Raw genomic sequence first — 22,567 nt, forward strand, 5'->3', positions numbered from 1 at the left:
GTTCGCCCGCACCGCCGCGCCGGGGCCCGACAGGGCCCCGGCCCCGTACCCTGCCGAGACCATCCCTGGAGCAGCCATGCCGCAGCCACAGCAGACCCCGGCCCCGGGCCGCACCACGCGCCGGGAGGCGTCGTGCGCGTGATCGGCCTGATGTCGGGCACCTCCTACGACGCCATCGAGGCCGCCGCCGCGGACCTCGCCCTGGACGGCGACACCCTGCGCCTGCGCCACCTGGGACACCTCTCCGTCCCCTACCCGGCCGAGCTGCGGGGCCTGATCTCCGCCACCCTGCCGCCGGCCACCACGACCACGCAGGCCGTGTGCGCGCTGGACACCGGCGTGGGGCAGGCCTTCGCCGAGGCCGCCGGGCGAGCCCTCGGGGAACTGTGCGACGGCGCCGCAGACCTGGTCGTCTCGCACGGCCAGACCATCCACCACTGGGTCGAGGACGGCACCGTTCGCGGCACATTGCAACTCGGCCAACCGGCCTGGATCGCCGAGGCCACCGGACTCCCGGTCGTCTCCGACCTGCGCAGCCGGGACGTCGCCGCGGGCGGCCAGGGAGCCCCGCTGGTCGGCATGACGGACACCATGCTGCTGCGCGCGCTGCCCGGCACACCCGCGGCCCTCAACCTCGGCGGCATCGCCAACATCACCGTCGTCGCGCCCGGCGCCGAGCCGCTCGCCTTCGACACCGGCCCCGCCAACGCCCTGCTGGACGCGGCCGTACGGCACTACACGGACGGCGCCGCGGCCTACGACGAGGACGGCCGCCGCGCCGCCGCCGGCCGCACCAGCCCCGCACTGCTGCGCGCCCTGCTCGACGACCCGTACTACGCGAGGCCCGCCCCGAAGAGCACCGGCAAGGAGCACTTCCACCTGCCCTACCTGCGACGGGCCCTGGAGCAGGCGCCCACTCCCGAGGCCGACGACGTCCTCGCCACCCTGACCCGGCTCACCGCCGTCACCGTCGCCGGCGCCTGCCGCGACCACCGGGTCACCGAACTCGTCGTCTCCGGCGGCGGCACCCGCAACCCCGTGCTGATGCGCATGCTCGCCGACGAGCTGTCCGGTGTGCCACTGCGCCCCAGTGACGCCCTGGGGATGCCCTCCGATGCCAAGGAGGCCCTGGCCTTCGCCGTCCTCGGCTTCCTCACCGTCCACGGCCTGCCCGGCACCCTCCCCTCGGGCACCGGCGCCCGCCGGGCCACCCTCCTGGGCAGCATCACCCCCGGACGGTCCCCGCTGCGCCTGCCCGAACCCGCCGAACGGGCGCCACGCCTGCTGCGGATCACCGATCCGGACCGCCCCGCCCGCTGACCAGCCCACCGAGGAGCCATGCCCACCACCGCCGCCCCACCCTCCGCCGCCGGGCACCCCTCCGACCTGGCCGCGCTGCTGGCCGGCTGCGTCGGCGACCCGGCCCGGGTGACCGTCGACCTGCCCCGCCGCGTCGCGTCCGCCCACGACGCCTCGCCCTACCTGCTCACGCCCCGGGCCGTCGTGCGCGCCGCGACCGCCGCCGAGGTGGGCGCGCTGATGGCCGGGGCACGCGCCGCGGGACTGCCCCTGACCCTGAGGTCGGGAGGCACCAGCCTGTCCGGGCAGGCGGGCGGCGACGGCGTCCTCGTGGACGTACGCAGCCACTGGCGCTCCGCCGAAGTCCTGGACGACGGTCTGCGCATCAGGCTGCAACCCGGACTGACGGTACGTCAGGCCAACGCGCGGCTCGCCCGGTACGGGCGCCGGCTCGGCCCGGACCCGGCGAGCGAGTCGGCCTGCACCATCGGCGGGCTGGTCGCCAACAACTCCAGCGGCATGAACTGCGGCACCCGGGACAACGCCTACCGGACCATGCAGTCCCTGCAGTTCGTCCTGCCCTCCGGCACCGTCGTCGACACCGCGGCCGCCGACGCGGACCAGGCCCTGCGCGCCCGCGAACCCGCGCTGCACGCCGGGCTCCTGCGCCTGCGCGACCGGGTACGCGACTCACCGGCCTCCCGCGCCACGGTCGAGCGGCTCTTCTCCCTGAAGAACACCATGGGCTACGGCCTCAACGCGTTCCTCGACCACACCGCACCGGCCGACATCCTCGCCCATCTGATGATCGGCAGCGAAGGCACCCTCGGCTTCGTCGGGGAGGCCGTCTTCCGCACGGTGCCCCTGCTGCCGCACGCCGCGACCGGCCTGCTGGTGCTGCCGGGCCTCGCCGAGGCCACCGACGCACTGCCCGCGCTGCTGGCCGCCGGCGCCCGCACCGCCGAACTCCTCGACGCCGCCTCCCTGCGCGTGGCGCAGCGCTCCCCGGAGCCGGTGGACGCCCTGCGCGGGCTGCGCGTGGAGCGGCACGCGGCACTGCTGGTGGAGTTCGCCGAGGACAGCGCCGCGCTGCTCCAGGAGCGGACGGCGGCCGCGCGGCCGGTGCTGGACCGGCTGCCCGCCGTCGGCCCCACCACTCTCGTACGCGACCCCGCGGTCCGGGCCCGGCTCTGGCACCTGCGCAAGGGCCTCTACACCGCCGTGGCCGGAGCGCGCCGCCCCGGAACCACCGCGCTGCTGGAGGACATCGCCGTCCCCATGGAACGGCTGACCCGCACCTGTGAGGGGCTGACCGGCCTCTTCGACCGGCACGGCTACCAGGACGCGGTGATCTTCGGCCACGCCCGCGACGGCAACCTCCACTTCATGCTGACGCAGGACTTCGACACCCCCGCGGAGACCGAGCGCTACGCCCGCTTCACCGACGCCATGGTCGACCTCGTCCTCGACGCCGGCGGCACCCTGAAGGCCGAGCACGGCACCGGACGGGCCATGGCACCCTTCGTCCGCCGCCAGTACGGCGACGAACTGTACGACGTCATGCGGGAACTGAAACGGCTGTGCGACCCGCACGGGGTACTCAGCCCCGGCGTGCTCCTCGAGGACGACCCCGCCGCCCACCTGCGCAACCTCAAGAGCGTTCCGGAGGTCGATCCGGCCGTCGACGCCTGCGTCGAGTGCGGCTACTGCGAACCGGTCTGCCCCACGGCGGACGCGACCACCACGCCCCGGCAGCGCATCGTCCTCCAGCGCGAGATCGCCCTGGCCGCCGCCGACGGGGACGAGGAGCGTCGGCGTGCCCTGGAAGCCGACTACGGCTACGCCGCCGTCGACAGCTGCGCCGCCGACAGCCTCTGCGTCACCGCCTGCCCGGTCGTCATCGACACCGGGGCCCTCATGAAGCGGCTGCGCGGTGAGCGCCACGGCGCCCTGTCCCGGCGCACCGGGGACGCCGTCGCCCGGCGGTGGGGGAGTGCCGTCAAGGGAGTACGGCTGGCGCTGAACACCGCCCACGCCGCGCCCGCGTCCGCCGTGCGCGCCGCCACCGGCGCCGCCCGCCGGCTCGGGGCGGCGGAGCTGGTGCCCGCCTGGACCGGCGACATCCCCCGCGGTGGTCCGGCCCGCCCCGCCCCCCGACACCCCGCCGGAGCGCGGGCGGTGTTCTTCGCCGCCTGCATCGGCAGCGTCTTCGCCCCGGAGGAGGCCCCCGACGGTGCGGGCGGTTCGGCGGCGGCCTTCCTGCGGCTGTGCGACCGGGCCGGGGTCCCCGTCGCCGTGCCGCAGGGGCTGGCGGACCTGTGCTGCGGCACGCCCTGGCAGTCCAAGGGGTATACCGCCGGACACCGCACGATGGCCGCACGCACCCTGGAGGTCCTGTGGCGGGCCACCGGCCGCGGCCGGCTCCCGGTGGTCTGCGACGCCTCCTCGTGCACCCACGGTCTGTCCCAACTCGCGGACGCACTGGGCGAGTCCGAGCGTGCCCGCTTCACGGCGCTGCGCTTCGTCGACAGCGTCGTCTTCACCGCCGAGCACCTGCTTCCCGCACTGCCCGCACCCCGCCGGATCGGGAGCCTCGCCCTGCATCCGACCTGCTCCACCGTGCACCTGGGCATCGACGACGCCCTGCGCACCGTGGCCGCCGCCGTCAGCGACGAGGTCACCGTGCCCGACTCCTGGGGCTGTTGCGCGTTCGCCGGTGACCGCGGTCTGCTGCACCCGGAGATCACCGCCGCCGCGACCGCGGCACAGGCGGCCGAGATCACCGGGCGCGGCCACGACGCCTACGCGTCCTGCAACCGCACCTGCGAGATGGGGATGACCCGCGCCACCGGGCGCCCCTATCGGCACGTGCTCGAGATCCTCGACGCGGCGACCTCGTGAACGGCCCGGGGACACGCGCGTGCCCGTCGGGCGTCGTCGCGCGTGTCCCGCCCCGCACGGCCGGGGCTCAGCAGCCGCCGCAGTTGTAGTACGTGACGTCCCAGTGGTTGCCCTCGTCCGCGTAGACGTTGCCGGAGCCGGACCGCCACTGCGCGGCGCCGTCGCCCCGCAGGCCGATGTAGGTGAAGGTGTTCTTGATGTAGGAGCCGACGCAGGTGTACTTGCTGAAGTCCAGCTTGTAGCCGTTCCAGTGCGAGTAGGTGCCGGAGGCGTGTCCGGTCTCGGTCCCGCCCGTGATGTTCAGCGCGCACCCGCTGGCCCGCTTCAGGGTCTGGGCACCCTGGGCGGTGGTCAGGTTGAGCTGGTCGAAGGACGTACAGGTCGAGTTGTTGCGGTTGGAGCAATTGCCGGAGGACGACCAGGTGATCCCGACGTCGCGGAACATCGACGTCGCGGTGGCGTGACTGATCCTGGTCACGGCGAACGCGTCACCGGCGCTGCCGACGACGACGGCGCCGGGTGCGGCCACGAGGGCGAGAGCCGTGACGACCGACCGGATGCGTGTGCCTCTCGTGCGCGGGGTTCTCCTCGCCGCCGCGGGAGTACCGATGGGGACCGTCGGAGACTTCATGAAGGAACCTCCATGCAGAGCGTCATGCTGCCTGTGGGCTGGTTGAGCACGCGGTGCACGACGATGGTGCCCGAGGTCTACGCGCGTACGCCAGAGGGCGTCGTGGTCCAGCAGAATGACCTCATGGCTCCGACCTCCCGCACCCGTGCCCGCCCCGGCGGCGATCCGGTCCGCGCACGGCTTGCGGCGGCGGTGGCCGCGGCGTTGACCGTCGGTGCCGGGACGGGGCTCCGGGCGGTGTCGGAGGGAGCGGTGGCCAAGTACGGCGGTGACGCCCTCTACACCCTGCTCGTCTTCGCCCTCGTCGTCCTGGCCGCGCCGCGGGTGACACCGTGGAAGGCCGGCGTGATCGCCCTGTCCGTGAGTTGGGGCGTCGAGTTCCTCCAGCTCACCGACCTGCCTGCGGCGCTCTCCCGGCGGAGCACGCCGGCCCGCCTGGTCCTCGGTTCCACCTTCAACGCACCGGACCTGCTCTGGTACGCGGTCGGAGCGGCGGCCGGATGCCTCGTCACGGCCCGGGTACGCGGTGCCGGGCCCGCGACGGGGCCGGCGTCACGCCGTCGCCTCTGACCCCATGGCTCCACCGGCGTGGGTGCCGGGCCCGGGCCTCGCGATGAACTCGCGTGCGGATGCGTGGTGTTCTCTGCGAGCATGCGTCGCTGTGGAGATCAATGACTTCGTCGTCCGCCGTGCGGCCGACTCCGACGCCGCCGCGGTGGCCGACGTCTGGCTGCGTTCCTTCGCGGCGGCACTTCCCGGCGTGCGCCGGGCCCATTCGGACGACCGGGTCCGGTCCTGGTTCCGGGAGGTGGTCGTGCCCGAGCAGGAGACATGGGTGGCGACGGTGGACGACTCGGTGGTCGCGATGATGGTGCTGGACGGCGAGGACCTGGACCAGCTCTATCTCGATCCGCCCTGGCGGGGCCGGGGCATCGGCGACCGCCTCGTGGACCTGGCGAAGCGGCGTCGGCCGGCGGGGCTGGTGCTGTGGACGTTCCAGGTCAACGGGCCGGCGCGTCGCTTCTACGAGAGGCACGGCTTCGTCGCCGCCGAGTGCACCGACGGCCGGCGCAACGAGGAACGGGAGCCGGACGTCCGGTACGTGTGGCGCCCCGGGAAGCGGGAGCCCTGAGGGACGCCGAGCCGCCCGGGCGAACGGTCGCGGGTCACAGCCAGCCCGAGCGCTGGGCCTGCAGGGCCATCTGGAAGCGGTTCGCGGCGCCGAGCCGGGTCATCAGGATCTGGAGGCGGCGGAACAACGTGCGGCGGCTGATGCCCAGTTCGCGGGCGATCACCTCGTCCGTCGCCCCGCCGGCCAGCAGGCGCAGCAGACGGCGGTCGGCCGGCGGGAGCCCGGCGGGGCGGGCGGTGCGGCCGTGGACGGGCAGGGCGCTGTGCCAGGCCTGCTCGAACAGGGCCGTCAGCGCGGACAGCAGGCCGCAGGGCTGCACCACCAGCATGGTGTTGTGCACGTCCGCTTCCTTGATCGACAACGACACCAGCGCGTACGCCTCGTCGATGATCAGGAGCTTCACCGGCACCGACGGCAGGACTCTGGCCTCCTCGCCCGCCTCGATGCAGGGTTCGACCACGTTCTTCAGATGGCCGGGGTACTCCAGCGACTCCCGCGAGTAGACGACGCGCTGCTTCACTCCGCGCGCCAGCGTGGCCAGCGCGTCGTCGGTCACCGTGGCCAGGGGCACGTACGGAGGGGACTCGAACTGGCGGATCTGCTCACGGGCGCTCGCCCACGCATGACGCATCCGCGGAGCGATGTCCTCCCCGGTGACGACCTCGACGAGGTTGTCGTTGTAGGCGGCGAGCCGCCGGCGCCGGAACGACTCGAAGGCGCCCCCGACCGCGATCCGGGACTCCTCCAGCTCGGCCGCCCGGTGCCGGGCGAGGATCTCCAGGCCCGCCGCGGGCGGCACCGGGGCCACCACGTCCCCGTCCCCGGCCGAGGCACTGGCCAGGCCGGCGTCCACCAGTCCGCCGTACGCCGCGGCGAGGTCCGCCCCGCCCAGCCCGGCCGCCGCGCCCACCGCGTCCAGCGGAGCGGGGGCCACCTCCAGCAGGGCCAGGTAGACCTGGCACGTCGTGTCGTCGAGCCCCATCATCCGCAGGGCATCGCCGAGTCTCGCGTTCGTCATGGGGCGATTATCCGTGCCCACGGGCGGTCCATGGCCGATCAGTGCCACTGGCACGCCCGGGCACCGACGGCCGCCGCGGGCCGGTACCGTCCGGATGCCGCCCCTCGGCCGAGGGGGGGACGAACCTCGTGGCAGCCCCATGGACGCCCAACGGAAGGTGCATGACGTGGCGAACCGTCGGAAGAACAGCCTCTACCCGGTCATCTCCGCGGAGTTGTCCGCCCTGATGCGGACGGGCTGGGCGGACACGGAACGACACGACCTCCAGCCGGCCGAGCAGGCTCCACACGCGGCCCGCCGCCGTGCCGCGCTCTCCGCACGGTTCCCCGGCGAACGCCTCGTGATCCCCTCGGGCAACCTCAAGGTCCGCTCGAACGACGACACCTACCCCTTCCGCCCGTACACCGGCTACGTGCACATGACCGGCGACCAGGTCCGGGACGGCGCACTCGTCCTCGAACCCCGGGCGGACGGCGGCCACGACGCCTACTGCTACCAACTGCCGCGCGACAGCAGGGAGGACGACGAGTTCTGGACCGGCGCCCACGCCGAGCTGTGGACCGGCCGGCGCCGCTCGCTCGCCGAGTCGGAGCGCGTCCTCGGCCTGCCGTGCCGCGACGTCCGCACCGCCGCCGCCGACCTGGCCGCCACCTCCGGCCCGCGGACCCGGATCGTCCGGGGGATCGACCCCGCCCTCGAGGCCGCCGTCACCACCGACGAGGAGCGGGACGCCGAACTGGAGGACGCGCTCGGCGACCTCCGCCTCGTCAAGGACGCCTGGGAGATCGGGGAACTGCGCAAGGCGGTGGACTCCACCGTGCGCGGCTTCACCGACGTCGTCGGGGAGCTTCTCCCGGGCGATCGCCTCGTCGGAGCGCTGGATCGAGGGCACCTTCTTCCGCCGCGCGCGCCTCGAGGGCAACGCGGTCGGCTACGGATCCATCTGCGCCGCGGGCGAACACGCCACGATCATGCACTGGACGGACAACGACGGCCCGGTCCGCCCGGGAGACCTGCTGCTGCTCGACGCCGGCGTGGAGACGCGCTCCCTCTACACCGCCGACGTCACCCGCACACTGCCGATCAGCGGCACGTTCACGCCCCGGCAGCGCGAGATCCACGACGCGGTGTACGAGGCCCAGGAGGCCGGCATGGCGGCGGTCGAGCCGGGCGCCCCGTACCGCGGCTTCCACGAGGCGGCCCAGCGCCACCTGACGGCACGGCTCGTCGAGTGGGGCTTCATCGAGGGCCCCGTCGACCGGGCGTACGAGCTCGGACTTCAGCGCCGCTTCACCATGGCCGGCACCGGTCACATGCTGGGCCTGGACGTCCACGACTGCGCGCGGGCCCGCACGGAGGACTACGTGGACGGCGTGCTGGAGCCCGGTATGTGCCTGACCGTCGAACCGGGCCTGTACTTCCAGGCGGACGACCTGACGGTGCCCGAGGACTGGCGAGGCATCGGCGTCCGGATCGAGGACGACCTCGTCGTCACCGACGACGGCCACGAGAACCTGTCGGCGGGCCTGCCGCGCTCCGCGGACGAGATCGAGGCATGGATGGCACGCCTCGCCGGCTGACCACCGGCGCCCGCGGCGGCGGCCGAGGTCGGCGAGCCTGCCGGTCCCGCGGTGCGGGACCACTGCGGGGGGTCCCGTACTCGGGTTCGCTCCGGACCCTTGACAGGCCGCCCGGCACGCCCGGCGGACGCCGGTGAGTAGCGGCGAGCGCGCGCGCTGAGTACCCGTACTCAGGACCGGCCACCGGGCGTCGGCGAAGGTGGAGACCTGTCCGCCTACGCTGGGAGACCTCGTGCACAGGAACAGCAGGACCGGCCGGCCCACCGACCGTGCACGGCGCGGCGTCGTCCGCGTCGCGGCCGCCGCCGCTCTCGGGTGCGCCTCGGCGGCTCTGGCGCTCACCGGATGCTCACTGGAGTACCGGGAGGCCATATGCAGCGACGGCGAGTACCCGGTCACGTCGGTCGGCGGCACCGGCTCCGCGTGCGCCCCGGACGGCGAGCGGCCGCCCCAGGGCTACACGCGCTACCCCGAGGGCAAGGTGCCGAAGCACGTGGACGACAAGTGGGACGTGTACTGGCGCACCCACATGATCGACGGGAGCGGCGCCGTCGTGGACGCCCCCGAGGGCGGCTGAGCCCGCGTTCGCCGGATCGCCCGGACCGGCCGGTCGCGCGGGTGGTCAACGCGTTCCGGCGGGGGAGGCTTCCCGCTGGTCCTCGGCGGGCCGGGTGGGGCGGTCCGGGTGCGCGCCGTCCCCGCTGCGGACGACGACCACGGCCGCGAGGCAGACGGCCAGGCCCACGGCGGTCTGCACACCGAAGGGCTCACCGAACATGAGGGCGCCCCACACGGCCGTGACCGGGGCCATGAGGAACATGAGGGTGTTGACCGCGGTGATACCGGACCGGCGCAGGATCAGCCAGTACAGCCCGTACCCGCCGAAGGTGGGCAGCACCACGAGCCAGGCGGTCGCCACCCAGAACGACGAGTCGGCGGGCGGCACGGCCGCCCCGGCGCCCACCGCCAGTGCGGAGAAGAGGACGGCGCTGGTCGCGCAGTGGAGCGTCAGTGCCGCCCGGGGTGAGACCGGCACAGGGGCGCGGCCCTCCAGGAAGGTGGCCGCCACCAGGGACAGCATGCCGAGGAAGGGGACCGCGTACGCCCACGGGGCGACCTCCGCGCCCGTCGCCGCCGCGTCGGCCAGGGTGACCGTGGCGACTCCGGCCAGCCCCAGCCACAGCCCGGCCCACTGCCGGCGCGATACGTACTGCCGCAGCAGGGGCCCGGCCAGCGCGCCGGCGACGAGGGGCTGGACGCCGTCGATCAGGGCGGTGGTGCCGGTGGAGACACCGAGCTGGATGGCGTAGTAGACGCTGAGCAGATACCCGCTCTGCGACAGCGCGCCGATGGCGACCTGCCGGCCGGCGTCCCGGAGCCGCAGGCCCCGCCACGCCGCGCGCGAGAAGGGCGCGACGGCGACGAGGACCAGCGCGAGCGGCAGGAAGCGCCACATCAGGAGCGTGGTCGCGTCCGCGGTTCCCGCGCCGAGTCGGGCGCCGATGAACCCGGAACTCCAGCTCAGTACGAAGGCGGCCGAGAGCAGGGCGTGCACGTGGACCACATCCCGTGGGCGGATCGAGGTATACAGATCGGTTTACTCGCTCGGGTGCCCACTATACAGACCGGTATACTCGTGACTCATGGAGCCCAGGGAGAAGCCGCACCGCGTCCGCATGACGTCCGGGGCGCTCCGCGTGCTGGAGGCCGCCGAGCGGCTGTTCTACGAGCGCGGCATCCATGCCGTCGGCGTGGACCTCATCGCCGCCGAGGCCGGGGTGACCAAGAAGACGCTGTACGACCGCTTCGGCTCGAAGGAGCAGATCGTCGTGGAGTATCTGGCCGGCCGCGACGACCGCTGGCGGGACCTCCTCGCCGGCCGTCTGGACGCGGTCGCGGGGCGGGAGCCGGCCGTCCGGATCCTGGCCGTCTTCGAGGCCTCGCGCGCATGGGCGGCGGAACACGGGTCCCGGGGGTGCAGCATGATCAACGCCCATGCGGAGATCGGCGACGCGGCGCATCCGGCGTACGTGGTCATCGCCGGGCAGAAGCGGTGGATGCTCGACCTCTTCACCCGCCTCGCCGGGGAGATCGACGAGGCCGGCGCGGACCGGCTGGCCCGGGCGCTGATGCTGCTGCACGAGGGGGCGCTGGTCGCGCACGGCATGGGGGTCTTCCCCGACCCGTTCGGAGAGGCTCAGGACCGCGTGCGGGAACTGCTGCCGGAGGCGGCGGCGACCGGGCCGGACGCGCCGGGCCCGGTGAGTCCGGTGCCACCCGGTCCGGCCGCGCGGTGAGGCGTACCCGCGCGGCCTTCCCGGGCGGGACGGTTCAGGCCACGAGCAGGCGGAGGCCGAGCTCCGCCGAGTCGAGGGCGGCGAGGTCGCGGTTGCGTTCGGCCCACCGGCCCGAGGAGAGGTCGTCGCGGAGGCCGCGTACGGCCCGCTGCTCGGCCTTCGGCCCGACCCGGGTCCATACCGACACCGCGCGGCGTACGTGTTCCTCCAGATACGCCTCGGGCCGGCGCCAGTAGGCCTCGAGGAAACCGTCCGCACAGTCCCACGGGATCAGTACGGGCTCCAGGCGGGCCCCGACCTCGCGGGCCAGCTCGTCCACCGATGGGCGGTCGGCGACGACGCCGGCGACCTCGGGCAGGTAGTCGCGGGTCAGCCAGAACCGGAGGCGCCAGCCGGTGTCGCCGGCGTCGTGCGTGAACACCACCACGCGTCGGGCGACGCGGCGCATCTCGCGCAGCCCGGCGATCGGATCGTCCCAGTGGTGCACGGTGCTGAAGGCCATCGCCGCGTCGAAGGACTGGTCCTCGAACGGAAGGCTCTCCGCCGCGGCGGCCACACACGGTGCCGCGCCCGCGGGCCGCAGCGCCCGCATGACCGCCGACGGTTCCACCGCGGTCACGTCGCGGTCCGGAGGCTCGTAGGAGCCGGTGCCGGCGCCGACGTTCAGCACCGTCCGTGCGTCCCCGAGCGCTTCCCAGACCCTCGCGGCGATCCGCGGCTCGGTGCGCCGCGTCGCCGGATAGGCGGACCCGATCGCCTCGTACAGCCGCGCGCCGAACACCTTCAGCTGCTCCTCGGGTGTCGTCCTGATCCCCATGGACCGTGCCTCCAGTTCCCTGTCGATGGCCGTCACCATGGCGCCGGCGCGGTCGCGCTGTTCCAGCAGCAGACCGCGCAGGCGGTGCAGGTGCGCGACCGCGTCGGTGGCCGGGTCGTCGACCAGGAGCGCGATGTCGCGCAGCCCGAAGCCCAGCCGCCGGTAGGTGAGCACCTCCCGCAGCCGCTCCACGTCGCCCGCCGAGTAGGTTCGGTAACCGGCGGCGGTCCGGGCGGACGGACGCACGAGGCCGATCTCGTCGTAGTGATGCAGAGTGCGGACGCTCACGCCGGTCAGCCCGGCCACGCGTCCCACGGTCAGGTGTTCTTCCACACCACCGACCATGCGGCCTCACGCCACGTCAGGGTCAAGCACTGCGCCGCCGGTGCCGCTCCCGGGCCGCGGCTCCGGGGAGCGGCACCGGCTCCCGCCCGGGACGCAGACTCAGCCGGCCTGCCCGGCGAACTGTGCCAGCTGGTCCTTCACCCAGGGGTCGTACACCGCGAGCCGATGGGCGGCCGCCGGATCGAACTGGCGCAGCTGGTCCATGATCCACGGGTCGACGCGCCGGTGGGAGGCGGACCTCTGGGCGTGCTGTGGCCCCGCGGTCGCCGTGGCGGGACGGTCGGAATGACCACGGTGGTGCGGGGCCGCGGCCGCCGCCGGGCCTCCGCCGGCCAGCAGGGCGCCTCCGATCCCCATGGCGGCGATCCCCGTGGTCACGACGTGCCGCATCGGCTTGTTCATGATGTTCCTCCCGCTTCACGCGACGACTGGCTCACAACCGGAATCATGTGATCCGGTTGTGGCGCCTACCCGGCCCGACGCGCGATACACGGGCCGTGTCCCCGCGAGCCGCGCGGCCGGAATCCCGAAGTGGTGGCGGGGAGGCGTCGTCGCGGGGGAGGATGCGTGCCATGACGGGAGAGCGTTCCTCCATCAACCGGGCCGAACCCAGCATCGCCCGCGTCTACGACTACCTGCTCGGCGGCAAGGACAACTACGCCGTGGACCGGGAGATCGGAGACGTGTTCAAACGCGACCTCCCCGGTTCGGTGGCGATCGCCTTCGCCAACCGTGCGGCCCTGACGCGGGCGGTGCGGGAGATCGTGACGACCACCGGGGTACGGCAGTTCATCGACCTCGGCAGCGGCCTCCCGACCGCCGACAACGTGCACCAGGTCGCGCAGCGGCACGCCCCCGAGTCCCGCGTGGTGTACGTCGACACCGATCCGCAGGTACTGGTGCACGGCCGGGCCCTGTTGGAGGAGAACGACCGTACGCGGGTCGTCTCGGTCGACGTGCGTGATCCGCAGGGCATACGCACCCACCCGGACACCCTCGCCCTGATCGACTTCGACCGTCCCGTCGCCGTCGTCTTCAGCGCCGTTCTCCACCATGTGAACGACGAGGAGGACCCCGCCGGAATCGTCCGCCACTGGCGCGATCACGTAGCGTCCGGAAGCCACTTCTTCGTCAGCCACTTCCGTTCCGGCAACAACCCGGAGACCGCGGAGGCCGAGAAAGTACTCCAGAAGACGTTCGGCCGGGGCCGGTGGCGGACCGACGAGGAGATCGAGTCCCTCCTGGACGGCCTGGACATCCTGGATCCGGGAGTCGTTCCGGCGCCCGTCTGGCGCCCCGACGCGGGTGGCGGAGCCCGGGGCGGGGACGGTGAGCGGGAGCTCACCGTCTGGGAGCGCCTGATCGTCGCGGGACTGGCCCGCAAGGCGTAGCCGTCTACGCGGTGAAGCGCACGGGCAGACGCCGGGGACCGCGGATCATCAGCCCCGGACGCCAGGCGACGGCAGCCGGGTGGATGTCCAGTTCCAGGTTCTCGCAGCGCTCCAGGAGCGTCCTGATGGCGATGCGTGCCTCCAGACGCGCCAGCGGCGCGCCCAGGCAGTAGTGGATGCCGTGGCCGAACGCCACGTGGCCGCGGGCGTCACGGGTGATGTCGAAGCGCTCGGGAGCGGGGAAGCGCGCCGGGTCGCGGCCGGCGTCGGCCAAGGCCACCAGGACGAGCTCGCCGCCCCCGGGAACGACCGTGTCGCCGATGGTCAGCGGCTCGGTGGTGAACCGGTACGTGGGGGTCTCCACGGGACCGTCGTAGCGGAGCATCTCCTCGACGGCGGAGTCGATGAGCGTCAGGTCCGCGCGCAGCGCCGCCAGTTGTTCTGGGTGGGTGAGCAGGGCGAGGACCCCGTTGGAGATGAGGTTCACGGTGGTCTCGTGGCCCGCCACCAGCAACAGCCACGCCATGCCCAGGAGTTCGTCGGGGGAGAGCCGGTCGCCGTCTCCGTCCGCTCCGTGGATCAGCGCGCTCATGAGGTCGTCGCCCGGCTGCCGACGCTTGTCCGCGAGCAGTTCCTCCAGGTACCGCGCCATGGACGCCGCGGCCGCCTTACGGGCTTCGGGGTCGGTGGCGCCGAGGGCGTCGTTCGACCAGGTGCGGAAGGAGCCCCGGTCGAGGTCCGGAACGCCGAGGAGTTCGCAGATGACGGAGATGGGCAGCGGGAAGGACAGGGACTCGACGAGGTCGGCGCGACCGTCGGGCGCGGCGAGCATCCGGTCCAGGAGCGCGTCGGTGGTCTTCTGGATGCGCGGGGCGAGAGACTCCACCCGGCGGGCGGTGAACTCCCGGGCGACCAGCCTGCGCAGCCGCGTGTGGTCCGGTGGGTCGGCCCTGAGCATGTGGGGGCCGGAGGAGATGGCACCGAGCGGGAACGAGGGGGACGCCTTGCTCCAGTCCTTCGAGAGCGTCGGCTCCGCGAGCGCGGCGCGCCCGGCCTCGTGGCCGACGACCAGCCAGGCGTCCGCGTTCCCCTCCGGCATCCGGATGCGGTGCACGGGACCCTGCGCCCGTAAGCGCGCGTACACGGGGTACGGATCGCGTGTGAAGGAGTCACCGAGTGCGGCCAGGTCGACGATGCTCATGGGCTACCACCTCTACGACGGCTCACGGTTCACGACGGTGGCCGACGGGGCATGACGCACGGCTCCCGCGAGGAGCCGCCGACCCGCCGACGGGCAACCACTGCCCGCCGACTGTAACTCCCGCAGTCACCGCACCCACCCGCTTTTCGGCCAACGAAGAGGCATGGGCGAGACCGGCAGAGCCGGCGCGACCGGGCGGTGCCGAGGGCCGCGGTCGTCCCCGCCCCGACCGGCAACCCGTGGCGCACGGGTCTGGTCTCGGCAACGTCCTCGGTGGCCACCTCGCGGCCCTGAACGCCGCGGGCGTCCGCGGGAGCGGTGTGGGACGGCACGCCGGGTCTACCGGGACTCAGACGGTGGCCCCGGGCCGCTCCCGGTCGAGGTGGAGCACCCGGGTCCGGTCGGCGTGCGGGACGAGCAGCCCGTACAGTTCTTCGGCCGCCGCCTTGAGGAGGTGGCCGTCCTGGGCGGCGCGCAGGGTCTCGAGGACGAACGCGACACGGACGGAGTCCTCGGTGACGCGGGTGCGGTGGGCGTCGCGGTGATTCCAGTGACGGGTGAGGACGCCGGTGGTGTCGGCGTAGACGACCTCGCCCGGCCTCGGGTTCTCGACGGTGTCGGGTTCGCCGAGGGGAGTGAACTCCTCGGTTCCGTCCGCGTACCGGATCTCGACGTCGCCGGCGACGTGCTCGAGGTCGAAGGCGCCGGCGGGCAGGCCGTGGCGCACGGAGACGGCGTTGTACGAGTCGACCGCCGGGTTGATGCGCGGCAGGGTGCTCTTCTTGGCCATGCGGCGGCCCAGGGCGTCGACGCTGGGGCGGACGCGACGGGGATTGGTGCCGAACGAGCGGTAGGCGGTGTGCCAGGCCTCGATGCGGGGGTCGGTCTCGTCGGCCGGCTGCCAGGCGCCGTCGGCGAGCTGCTGTTCCAGTGCCTCCAGGGCGGCGGTGGTGTCGGGCCAGGGTTCGCGGCCGCGCAGACCGTCGGCGGTGACCAGGGCGACGAGGGTGCCGGGGAAGGCGTCGGCGACGGCGGGGGAGATGCGGAAGGTGGTCATGGCAGGCGTTCCTTCGTGCGGGCGTGCGGGTCGGTGGTCAGGACGTCCAGGGGCCGACGCGGCTCAGGCGGCGGCGCTGCTGGGCCGCGGTGGCGAGGTCGAGGCCCTGGCCGCGTTCCGTGAGGTGATCGGCGACGGCGGCGCGGTGTTCGACGGGCTTGTGGTCGTCGTACTTGAACTTCGCCCGGACGTCGGTCACTTCGAGGCGCAGGCCGCGGATGCCGGACAGCATCCGGCCGTACGGGGGCCGGCCGACGGCCAGGGGGGCGTGGTCGCCGTCGGGCTGGAAGTGGGCCATCTGGCGTCGCAGCAGCTCGGCCTTGGCCTCCGGGTCGTCGACGACCGTGGCGCGGCAGGTGAACTGGACGGCGGTGTAGTAGCTGGTGGGGACGCCGTCGGTGGGTGGTGTGTCCGGCTTGGCACGCCAGGGGCCGGGGACGAAGGCGTAGTCGCCGAAGACGGTGAACAGGACGTTCGGGTCGTTCTCGATCGCCTTCCAGGCGGGATTCGGCCGGGCGAGGTGGATCAGCAGGTGACCGGGGCCGCCGGTGAAGTGCGTGGGGACGGCGACGGGAGGCTCGCCGGGCAGGCCGTTGACGGTGAGGACGCCGAAGTCGTGTCCGTCGGCGATCCAGGTCTGCCACTCGGCTTCGTCCAGGCCGGCGTCCCAGGGCTGGATGAACATGCGGTACTCCTTGCGCGGCGGTGGTGAGGGCGCGGGTCAGGTGAGGGCGAGGAGGCTGACGGCCACGGCGGCGGTTCCCAAACCGGCGAGCTGGCCGCGGTGGACGCGTTCGGCGAGGACGCCGCGGGCGAGCAGCACGGTACCGGCCGGGTAGAGCGCGGTGACGACGGCGGCGACGGCGAGGTCCCCGCCGCGGACGGCGAGCAGGAACAGCAGGTTCGCCACCGAGTCCAGCACGCCCGCGGCGGCCGACACCGCGTACGCGGGCTTCTCCGGGCCGAGTCTGCGGAACATCAGTCCGGCCGCGGCCAGGGTGACGGCCGAGGAGACGGCACGGCCGATGATGAGCGGTGCGACGCCGCTGTCGGACGGCGCCTGGTGCAGGAAGACGAGTTGCAACGCGATCGCGGCGCCCGCGCCGAGGGCCAGAAGCAGTGCGGTGCGCGACGGCCGGGCCGCCCCGGCGCCGTGTCCGGCACTGACCAGCACCACGGCGACCAGCGCGAGCGGCAGGCCCAGCAGCCCGGCGAGGCCGAGGCGCTCGCCCTGCAGGAGGCCGACGCCGACCGGGAGCATGGCGGATACCAGTGCGGTGACCGGCGAGAGGACGTTCATCGGGCCGATCGCCAGGGTTCGGTAGAGCAGGGCGAAGGCCGCGGCCGAGGCGACGCCGGACGCGGCCCCCCAGGCGAGTGCCCCGGTGCCGAACGAGGCGCCGAGGACGGGCCAGAGCAGCAGCTCGACCACGAGGGAGGCGGGCGCCGCCACGACGACGGTACGCAGGACGTGGGCCCTGCGGGCGCCGAGGCCGCCGAGGAAGTCGGCACAGCCGTAGGAGAGGGAGCTGCCCAGGGCCAACAGCAGAGCGATCACGGACGTACATCCCTAACTGATTCGGTGGAACGACCAGACCGTACAATGAAACGACCGTCCCTTGTCAACCAAACGACCGGGCGGTGCAATGGAATGGATCCACTCACCGGGAGGGGAATCGGATGGCCGAAACAGAGGCGGCTCTCCGCGCGCTCGCGCACAACGTCAGGGTCGCCCGCACCCGTGCCGGCCTGTCCCTGGACGAACTCGGCAGGCGCGCCAAGGTCAGCAAGGGGGCTCTGGTCGGTCTGGAGAGGGCCCAGGGCAATCCGAACTTCGCCACCCTGGTCCGGCTGGCCGACACCCTCGGCGTCTCGGTGTCCGCCCTGATGGAGGGGCCGCCCGAAGGGCGTGTCCGTGTGGTGTCCGCCGACACCGTGATGCCGCTGTGGGCCGGGGAGCGGGGAAGCGAGGCCCGGCTGATGCTGACGACGTCGGGCCCCGCCCCGGTCGAGGTCTGGCGCTGGCGCCTCCAGCCGGGCGAGGAGTACCCCAGCCATCCCCACCAGGCCGGAGTCGTCGAAACGGTCAGTGTGACCTCGGGGCGGATGATCCTTGTCGTCGACGGCGCCGAGCACCCTGTCCGGGCCGGACAGACCGCCACCTTCGACGGTGACGCCCCCCACACCTACCGCGGCGCGGGCGACGAGGCCTGCCACCTGATCATGACCGTGCACCTGCCGCCCGGGCCCGCCTCCTAGGGCCTCTCGTTTGGATCATGTCGGCGTCGCGGGGTGTGGCACGCACATCTGCCGCGTTGTCGTCGGTTGCCAGGGCTCCGCCCTGGCGCCCTCCTCCGCCTTGCAGCTGCACGCACCACACCCCGCTCGGGTCGGCCGGGACGCGCCGTCCGTCCCAGCCGGCCTGATCCAAACGACAGACCCTAGCCGTCGATGTCGAGTGCGGTCCCGTACAGCCGGTCCACCTTCAGCCGGACGACCACCCGGCGCTCGGCGACGAGCTGTCCGAGGAACGCCTCCTCGTCCTCGGGCCTCGCGTCCTCCGGGATCATCCCGAGCAGTTCCCGCCCCACCACGTCACCGGGTGCCGTCGTGATCCCGGAGACCTCGGCCTCGCCCTCGGCGACGGCGAACGACCACACGTCGCCGCCCTGCACGTGCGGGGCCACCCGGGGATTGCGCCGCAGGTGCCCGACCTTGACCCGGTCGGCCGTCGTGGAGAACCGTACGATCCGGGCTTCGGGGTCCCAGCTGTACACCATGGCGGTCAGATGGGGGTGGCCACTGCGCTTGACCGTGGCGAGCGTGCCGAACCGCTGCCTGCCGAGCAGGGCCGAGAGCGCTTCGTCGGACAGGGGGCGGGGCGCGGGTCCTTGAGTCATGACGATCTCAACGTCCTGGGCCGCCCAGTGACTTCGGCGACGTCGTGCACCAAGTGGCTTCGAGGGCCCGGCTCGTCGTTACGCTCCTCGGCGTGACCAGCAGCGAGGAATTCATTCGCGTACAGCGGGCGTGGAAGCGGATAGAGGCGTGGATGAGCCGCCACGCTCCCGCTTCGCACGCCATGCTCAACCCACCCGCCGGGCCGGACCGGATCGAGCGCTGGGAGGCCACGATGGGCTTCTCCCTCCCCCCGGCCCTCGCGGCGCTCCACCTGCTGCACGACGGCAGCCGGGGGTACGACCAGGACCGGTTCGGGGAGCATCCGCACGCCCAGGGCCCGCTGCCCGCACCGGACGACGACGCCTCCCGCGCCTGGGAGGCGCAGTGGGCCGCCGCGCTCTTCCTGCCCGGACCCGGCATCCACACCGGCTTCGCCTGGTTTCCCCTCGACGAGGTGACGATGCAGTATCCGGTGCATCAGGGCATCGAGGAGGAGTTCAACCGGCTCATCCCCTTCGCCGCCGACACCCTCGACGCCTCCATGTCCGGCTTCTTCCTCGATCCCCGGGACGGGCAGATCGGGGCATGGGGCGACGCGGGGCACGTGGAGTTCGGGTTCGGCACCCTGGTCGACTACGTCGAGCAGATCGCGTCCGCGCTCGACAGCGGCGGCACGGCGTTCGGTTACCGGCCCGCCCTGCACGCCTGCGGCGCGCTCGGCTGGCCGGACGAGGACGTCGCTCCCCTCGACGAATGGGGTGACGCCTGGACGTGGGTCCCCGAAGGAGGCCTCGTCCGACCCACGTGAGCGCGGAGGATCAGGCCGTGGACCGGATCGCGGAGATGTCGAACTGGAGCCGGACCTTCTCGCTCACCATCGTGCCGCCCGCCTTCAGGCGCTGGTTGTAGACCAGGCCCCACTCGGTGCGGTCGATGGTGGTGGTGCCGTCGAACCCGACCCGTTCGAAGCCGAACGGGTCCACCACGGAGCCCAGATAGTCGAGTTGGAGGTCGACGGGCCGGGTGACACCACGGATGGTCAGGTCTCCCGTCATCAGGAAGGTCTCTCCGCCCTCGTGCGTGGTGGAGGTGCTGCGGAACACCATCTCCGGGTAGCGGCGTGCGTCGAAGAAGTCGGTACCCACGAGGTGCGCGTCCCGCTGTTCCACGCCCGTGTCGACACTGCCGACCCGGATGACGAGGTCGGCCCGTGACTCGGAGGGCCGGGCCCCGTCGAAGTACAGGGTGCTGTCGAAGTCGGTGAAGGCCCCGCGCACCGTCGTGACCATGGCGTGCCGTACGGAGAATCCGATGCGGCTGTGCGGGCGGTCGATGGTCCAGTGCCCGGTCAGGGACCGCAGCGCCGGGTCGAGCGCGACACCCGTGGGCCCGCCCTCCGCGACGTGCGCACCGGAGCGGACGGTCGGCACGGGTTCGACCATGGTGGACTGCCGACGGTTGAAGATACCCATGAGATCGTAGGCCCCTCTCGGAAGTGATCACTTGGTGCTATCACGGAGTCGCCGGAAATCACGTGGAGAGATGGGAGGCCTTGTCCGGCCTCCATGGTGTCGGCTGCAAAGGTACACAGAATCGACATGATCGCATCACAGGTGCAGCCGGTGCCCGGGCGGAGCGACACGCTCGACGGAAGCCCCGTGGCCGGCCCTCAGCGGGGGCGGGCCGGGCCGTCGAGGACCTGTTCGCGCAGGATGTCCGCGTGGCCGCAGTGCTGGGCCACCTCGCGCAGCAGGTGCAGGTAGATCCAGCGCAGCGGCAGCGGGCCTCGGCAGTTGCCGTGTGCGAGGTCGTCCAGCGTCAGCTCCGCCGTGGCGCGCCGGGACGCCGCACACGCCTCTCGGTAGGCGTGCTGGACGGAGGCGATCGTGTCGCCGTCGTGAAGATCGAACGACTCGTCCGGCGTCTCCGGGATGCCGATCTCGCTGCGGGGCCGGCATGTGATCGCCTCGTCGAACCAGACCTTCTCCACGAACGTGGCGTGCTTGACGAGGCCCAGCAGTGTGGTCTTGGAGGTGACCAGCGACCGGCGCGCCTGCTCCTCCGTCAGGCCGTTCAGCGTGTCGTGCAGCGCGGTCCGGTGCTCATCGAGGAACGTCTCGAACTGCTCGCGGAACGCGGCGTGGAAGACGGTCGGTTCAGTCGTCGAGTCGAAGGCCATGACGGTAACGATAGGCCGCTCGGTGTCTCTCCCGCGGTACCGGCCGGACCTCGAAGCCGCGACCGGCAGGGGCACCGGTCGCGGCTTCGGTAAGGCGCTTCGCCGATCAGGGGCCAGGGCATGGCCGGCACACCGTCAGAGCGGGAAGAGGCGGGCCTTGAGCAGGCAGAACTCGTTGCCCTCGGGATCGGCCAGGACGTGCCACTGCTCCTCGCCCGTCTGACCGATGTCGGCCGGGCGCGCGCCCAGCTTCAACAGGCGTTCCAGCTCGGCGTCCTGGTCGCGGTCGGTGGCGTTGACGTCGATGTGCAGCCGGGACTTCCCCTTCTCGGGCTCGTCCCGGCGGCTCAGGATGATCGTCGGCTGCGGGCCGCCGAACCCCTCGCGCGGACCGATCTCGAACATGTCGTCGCCCTCGCGGTCCAGCACGACGAAGTCCAGGACCTCGCACCAGAACCGCGCCAGCAGCTCCGGATCCCGGCATCCGAGGACGAGCTCACTGATACGACACGCCATGACGAAACCTGCTTTCGGTCGGACAGCCGGCGGGGAGGCCACACGTACAGGTCACGGGCTCCCAGCGGTCGAGACAATCCCGCGACCGTACCGGACGGGGTGAGCCCGGGTGAAGTGGTTCCGGGTCCGGGCGCAGCGGTGTCGCGGCCGGCTCAGCCGGTGAGGACGGGGCCGGCGGGGGAGAAGACCTCGTCGGCCGGTCCCGGGCGTCCCGGGGGTGCCGGCTCCTCTTGGGCCTGCGCCCGGTCCAGGCGGAGCATGTTCGCCTCGTCCGGTGTTCCGGGCACCGCCTGATAGACCACCATCCGCTGACCGCCCGTGCGGGCCAGCTGCATGACCTCGTAGGTCAGGGTCATCGCCCCCGCCTTCGGGTGCCGGAACGACTTCTGCCCGCCGCCTCGTTCGCAGACGTCGTACCGTTCCCAGAGCTTCGCGAACTCGGGCGACTTCAACACCAGTTCACCGGCCAGTGCCGTCAGTTCGGGGTCGTCCGGGGCGGTTCCGGCCACTGCCCGCAGATGGGCGACCGAGCGGGCGACGGTGTCCTCCCAGGGGTCGTAGAGGATCCGCCCGACCGGGTGGAGGAAGAGATAGCGCGTCAGGTTCCGCTGCTCCTCCGGCCAGTCCCAGAGCCCAGGCAACAGCCGCCGCCCGGGCGGATTCGCCGCCAGCACGCGGTTGTAGCGGCTCACCACGTAGGCGGGCAGCGGGCGCACCGACTCCAGCATGCGCAGGACCGAGTCACGGACACCGTGGTCGGAGGACGCGGGCAGCTCGGAGGGACGGCCGGAGGCCAGCTCCGCCAGCTCGTGCAGACGCTCGTAACCGTCGCCGCGCAGCCTCAGCGCGCGGCCGAGGGCGTCCACGACCGCGGGGGAGGGGTTGGTCTCCCGGCCGCGCTCCAGACGGATGTAGTAGTCGACGCTCACCCCCGCCAGCGCGGCCAGCTCCTCGCGGCGCAGCCCGGGAGTACGGCGCAGTCCCGCACCGGCCGGCAGTCCGACGTCCTCCGGGCGCACCTGCGCCCTGCGGGCCTTCAGATAGCGCCCCAGTTCGGTGCCGCGCGTGTCCCCTGTCGCTGCCATCCGCCCATTGTGGCAGGCCGTCGCCGAGCGTGAGGGGCCCTGCCAGGACCTGGAACGCCGCACCCCGGGCACGGCGCGGTCTGCCCGACCGGGCCGCGCCCGGGCAGAGTCGGTGCCGGAGCGGGCGGCCCGGCCGCCGGGACCCAGGGGGCGCACGACGCCGGACCGCGGCCCGGCGGAACGGGACCGCCCGCTCACCCGCCCCCCTGGGAGCGGG

23 protein-coding genes and 1 pseudogene are annotated in these 22,567 nt (G+C 73.0%); 10 read left to right on the forward strand and 14 right to left on the reverse strand.

Annotated features, from left to right (window positions below):
* Window positions 1-132 precede the first annotated feature (132 nt).
* Together AC0VYN_RS15695 and AC0VYN_RS15700 are read left to right on the forward strand one after the other, a co-directional pair.
* Window positions 133-1,320 (forward strand): anhydro-N-acetylmuramic acid kinase, encoded by a 1,188-nt coding sequence (locus AC0VYN_RS15695; protein ID WP_475536530.1) that lies wholly within the window; start codon window positions 133-135, stop codon window positions 1,318-1,320.
* Between the two features lie 18 nt (window positions 1,321-1,338).
* The gene (locus AC0VYN_RS15700) at window positions 1,339-4,200 is read left to right on the forward strand and encodes an FAD-binding and (Fe-S)-binding domain-containing protein (RefSeq protein WP_475536531.1); all 2,862 of its coding nucleotides are present in this window, start codon (window positions 1,339-1,341) and stop codon (window positions 4,198-4,200) included.
* 67 nt (window positions 4,201-4,267) lie between these two features.
* Here the strand turns inward: AC0VYN_RS15700 and AC0VYN_RS15705 are convergent, their stop codons facing one another.
* Window positions 4,268-4,831 carry a hypothetical protein gene (locus AC0VYN_RS15705; protein ID WP_475536532.1) on the reverse strand — a complete coding sequence of 188 codons (564 nt, stop codon included), beginning with the start codon at window positions 4,829-4,831 and terminating at the stop codon, window positions 4,268-4,270.
* 123 nt (window positions 4,832-4,954) lie between these two features.
* Here AC0VYN_RS15705 and AC0VYN_RS15710 point away from each other — a divergent pair, with 123 nt between their 5' ends.
* Both AC0VYN_RS15710 and AC0VYN_RS15715 read left to right on the forward strand, forming a co-directional pair.
* Window positions 4,955-5,401 carry a ribosomal maturation YjgA family protein gene (locus AC0VYN_RS15710; RefSeq protein ID WP_475536892.1) on the forward strand — a complete coding sequence of 149 codons (447 nt, stop codon included), beginning with the start codon at window positions 4,955-4,957 and terminating at the stop codon, window positions 5,399-5,401.
* Between the two features lie 91 nt (window positions 5,402-5,492).
* Window positions 5,493-5,963, forward strand: a complete 471-nt coding sequence (locus tag AC0VYN_RS15715; protein ID WP_475536533.1) for an N-acetyltransferase family protein — start codon at window positions 5,493-5,495, stop codon at window positions 5,961-5,963.
* 34 nt (window positions 5,964-5,997) lie between these two features.
* Here the strand turns inward: AC0VYN_RS15715 and AC0VYN_RS15720 are convergent, their stop codons facing one another.
* The gene (locus tag AC0VYN_RS15720) at window positions 5,998-6,981 is read right to left on the reverse strand and encodes a LuxR family transcriptional regulator (protein WP_475536534.1); all 984 of its coding nucleotides are present in this window, start codon (window positions 6,979-6,981) and stop codon (window positions 5,998-6,000) included.
* Window positions 6,982-7,147: 166 nt separating this feature from the next.
* Here AC0VYN_RS15720 and AC0VYN_RS15725 point away from each other — a divergent pair.
* Both AC0VYN_RS15725 and AC0VYN_RS15730 read left to right on the forward strand, forming a co-directional pair.
* A pseudogene (locus AC0VYN_RS15725) lies at window positions 7,148-8,561 on the forward strand (aminopeptidase P family protein).
* Window positions 8,562-8,793: 232 nt separating this feature from the next.
* Window positions 8,794-9,138 carry an SCO0607 family lipoprotein gene (locus AC0VYN_RS15730; protein WP_475536535.1) on the forward strand — a complete coding sequence of 115 codons (345 nt, stop codon included), beginning with the start codon at window positions 8,794-8,796 and terminating at the stop codon, window positions 9,136-9,138.
* 45 nt (window positions 9,139-9,183) lie between these two features.
* Here the strand turns inward: AC0VYN_RS15730 and AC0VYN_RS15735 are convergent, their stop codons facing one another.
* A complete protein-coding gene (locus AC0VYN_RS15735) occupies window positions 9,184-10,116 on the reverse strand; it encodes a DMT family transporter (protein WP_475536536.1) in 933 nt (310 codons plus the stop codon).
* Window positions 10,117-10,204: 88 nt separating this feature from the next.
* On the opposite strand from AC0VYN_RS15735, the gene AC0VYN_RS15740 reads away from it, so the two are divergent.
* Window positions 10,205-10,858 carry a TetR/AcrR family transcriptional regulator gene (locus AC0VYN_RS15740; RefSeq protein WP_475536537.1) on the forward strand — a complete coding sequence of 218 codons (654 nt, stop codon included), beginning with the start codon at window positions 10,205-10,207 and terminating at the stop codon, window positions 10,856-10,858.
* 34 nt (window positions 10,859-10,892) lie between these two features.
* Here the strand turns inward: AC0VYN_RS15740 and AC0VYN_RS15745 are convergent, their stop codons facing one another.
* Both AC0VYN_RS15745 and AC0VYN_RS15750 read right to left on the reverse strand, forming a co-directional pair.
* On the reverse strand, window positions 10,893-11,981 hold the full coding sequence (locus AC0VYN_RS15745; RefSeq protein ID WP_475536893.1) for a MerR family transcriptional regulator: 1,089 nt from the start codon (window positions 11,979-11,981) through the stop codon (window positions 10,893-10,895).
* A gap of 138 nt (window positions 11,982-12,119) precedes the next feature.
* A complete protein-coding gene (locus AC0VYN_RS15750; protein WP_475536538.1) occupies window positions 12,120-12,422 on the reverse strand; it encodes a hypothetical protein in 303 nt (100 codons plus the stop codon).
* A gap of 170 nt (window positions 12,423-12,592) precedes the next feature.
* Here AC0VYN_RS15750 and AC0VYN_RS15755 point away from each other — a divergent pair, with 170 nt between their 5' ends.
* Window positions 12,593-13,411 carry an SAM-dependent methyltransferase gene (locus AC0VYN_RS15755; RefSeq protein ID WP_475536539.1) on the forward strand — a complete coding sequence of 273 codons (819 nt, stop codon included), beginning with the start codon at window positions 12,593-12,595 and terminating at the stop codon, window positions 13,409-13,411.
* Window positions 13,412-13,415: 4 nt separating this feature from the next.
* On the opposite strand, the gene AC0VYN_RS15760 is transcribed toward AC0VYN_RS15755, so the two are convergent.
* The 4 genes from AC0VYN_RS15760 to AC0VYN_RS15775 all read right to left on the reverse strand — a co-directional run bounded on the left by AC0VYN_RS15760 (window position 13,416) and on the right by AC0VYN_RS15775 (window position 17,227).
* Window positions 13,416-14,612 (reverse strand): cytochrome P450 family protein, encoded by a 1,197-nt coding sequence (locus AC0VYN_RS15760; RefSeq protein WP_475536540.1) that lies wholly within the window; start codon window positions 14,610-14,612, stop codon window positions 13,416-13,418.
* A 349-nt stretch (window positions 14,613-14,961) separates the two neighbouring features.
* Complete coding sequence (locus AC0VYN_RS15765) at window positions 14,962-15,669, reverse strand: B3/B4 domain-containing protein (protein ID WP_475536541.1); 708 nt, start codon at window positions 15,667-15,669, stop codon at window positions 14,962-14,964.
* A gap of 37 nt (window positions 15,670-15,706) precedes the next feature.
* Window positions 15,707-16,354, reverse strand: coding sequence for an FMN-binding negative transcriptional regulator (locus tag AC0VYN_RS15770; protein ID WP_475536542.1), 648 nt, complete (start codon window positions 16,352-16,354; stop codon window positions 15,707-15,709).
* A gap of 36 nt (window positions 16,355-16,390) precedes the next feature.
* A complete protein-coding gene (locus AC0VYN_RS15775; protein WP_475536543.1) occupies window positions 16,391-17,227 on the reverse strand; it encodes an EamA family transporter in 837 nt (278 codons plus the stop codon).
* A gap of 122 nt (window positions 17,228-17,349) precedes the next feature.
* Between AC0VYN_RS15775 and AC0VYN_RS15780 the strand changes: the two genes are divergently transcribed.
* Window positions 17,350-17,928: a helix-turn-helix domain-containing protein gene (locus tag AC0VYN_RS15780; RefSeq protein ID WP_475536544.1), complete on the forward strand. Its 579-nt coding sequence runs from the start codon at window positions 17,350-17,352 to the stop codon at window positions 17,926-17,928.
* 182 nt (window positions 17,929-18,110) lie between these two features.
* Here AC0VYN_RS15780 and AC0VYN_RS15785 read toward each other — a convergent pair whose 3' ends face one another.
* Window positions 18,111-18,569, reverse strand: a complete 459-nt coding sequence (locus AC0VYN_RS15785) for a TIGR03618 family F420-dependent PPOX class oxidoreductase (protein ID WP_475536545.1) — start codon at window positions 18,567-18,569, stop codon at window positions 18,111-18,113.
* 92 nt (window positions 18,570-18,661) lie between these two features.
* On the opposite strand from AC0VYN_RS15785, the gene AC0VYN_RS15790 reads away from it, so the two are divergent.
* Window positions 18,662-19,378: an SMI1/KNR4 family protein gene (locus AC0VYN_RS15790; protein ID WP_475536546.1), complete on the forward strand. Its 717-nt coding sequence runs from the start codon at window positions 18,662-18,664 to the stop codon at window positions 19,376-19,378.
* A gap of 10 nt (window positions 19,379-19,388) precedes the next feature.
* On the opposite strand, the gene AC0VYN_RS15795 is transcribed toward AC0VYN_RS15790, so the two are convergent.
* From AC0VYN_RS15795 to AC0VYN_RS15810, 4 genes are all read right to left on the reverse strand, one after another.
* Window positions 19,389-20,042, reverse strand: coding sequence for a YceI family protein (locus AC0VYN_RS15795; RefSeq protein ID WP_385472001.1), 654 nt, complete (start codon window positions 20,040-20,042; stop codon window positions 19,389-19,391).
* Between the two features lie 197 nt (window positions 20,043-20,239).
* The gene (locus AC0VYN_RS15800) at window positions 20,240-20,749 is read right to left on the reverse strand and encodes a DinB family protein (protein ID WP_475536547.1); all 510 of its coding nucleotides are present in this window, start codon (window positions 20,747-20,749) and stop codon (window positions 20,240-20,242) included.
* A 135-nt stretch (window positions 20,750-20,884) separates the two neighbouring features.
* On the reverse strand, window positions 20,885-21,265 hold the full coding sequence (locus tag AC0VYN_RS15805) for a VOC family protein (protein ID WP_475536548.1): 381 nt from the start codon (window positions 21,263-21,265) through the stop codon (window positions 20,885-20,887).
* A 152-nt stretch (window positions 21,266-21,417) separates the two neighbouring features.
* Window positions 21,418-22,350, reverse strand: coding sequence for a helix-turn-helix domain-containing protein (locus tag AC0VYN_RS15810; RefSeq protein ID WP_475536549.1), 933 nt, complete (start codon window positions 22,348-22,350; stop codon window positions 21,418-21,420).
* Window positions 22,351-22,567: the final 217 nt, after the last annotated feature.

The organism is Streptomyces sp. 63XJN7_1_ISO-PGPR-S23-121 (genome assembly GCF_056173025.1).

Bases quoted from the DNA above. Each gene is read 5' to 3' on its own strand.
- AC0VYN_RS15700 (WP_475536531.1), top strand. From the start codon at position 1,339: ATGCCCACCACCGCCGCCCCACCCTCCGCCGCCGGGCACCCCTCCGAC.
- AC0VYN_RS15705 (WP_475536532.1), bottom strand. From the start codon at position 4,831: ATGAAGTCTCCGACGGTCCCCATCGGTACTCCCGCGGCGGCGAGGAGA.
- AC0VYN_RS15710 (WP_475536892.1), top strand. From the start codon at position 4,955: ATGGCTCCGACCTCCCGCACCCGTGCCCGCCCCGGCGGCGATCCGGTC.
- AC0VYN_RS15720 (WP_475536534.1), bottom strand. From the start codon at position 6,981: ATGACGAACGCGAGACTCGGCGATGCCCTGCGGATGATGGGGCTCGAC.
- AC0VYN_RS15740 (WP_475536537.1), top strand. From the start codon at position 10,205: ATGGAGCCCAGGGAGAAGCCGCACCGCGTCCGCATGACGTCCGGGGCG.
- AC0VYN_RS15750 (WP_475536538.1), bottom strand. From the start codon at position 12,422: ATGAACAAGCCGATGCGGCACGTCGTGACCACGGGGATCGCCGCCATG.
- AC0VYN_RS15755 (WP_475536539.1), top strand. From the start codon at position 12,593: ATGACGGGAGAGCGTTCCTCCATCAACCGGGCCGAACCCAGCATCGCC.
- AC0VYN_RS15760 (WP_475536540.1), bottom strand. From the start codon at position 14,612: ATGAGCATCGTCGACCTGGCCGCACTCGGTGACTCCTTCACACGCGAT.
- AC0VYN_RS15765 (WP_475536541.1), bottom strand. From the start codon at position 15,669: ATGACCACCTTCCGCATCTCCCCCGCCGTCGCCGACGCCTTCCCCGGC.
- AC0VYN_RS15770 (WP_475536542.1), bottom strand. From the start codon at position 16,354: ATGTTCATCCAGCCCTGGGACGCCGGCCTGGACGAAGCCGAGTGGCAG.
- AC0VYN_RS15780 (WP_475536544.1), top strand. From the start codon at position 17,350: ATGGCCGAAACAGAGGCGGCTCTCCGCGCGCTCGCGCACAACGTCAGG.
- AC0VYN_RS15785 (WP_475536545.1), bottom strand. From the start codon at position 18,569: ATGACTCAAGGACCCGCGCCCCGCCCCCTGTCCGACGAAGCGCTCTCG.
- AC0VYN_RS15795 (WP_385472001.1), bottom strand. From the start codon at position 20,042: ATGGGTATCTTCAACCGTCGGCAGTCCACCATGGTCGAACCCGTGCCG.
- AC0VYN_RS15800 (WP_475536547.1), bottom strand. From the start codon at position 20,749: ATGGCCTTCGACTCGACGACTGAACCGACCGTCTTCCACGCCGCGTTC.
- AC0VYN_RS15805 (WP_475536548.1), bottom strand. From the start codon at position 21,265: ATGGCGTGTCGTATCAGTGAGCTCGTCCTCGGATGCCGGGATCCGGAG.
- AC0VYN_RS15810 (WP_475536549.1), bottom strand. From the start codon at position 22,350: ATGGCAGCGACAGGGGACACGCGCGGCACCGAACTGGGGCGCTATCTG.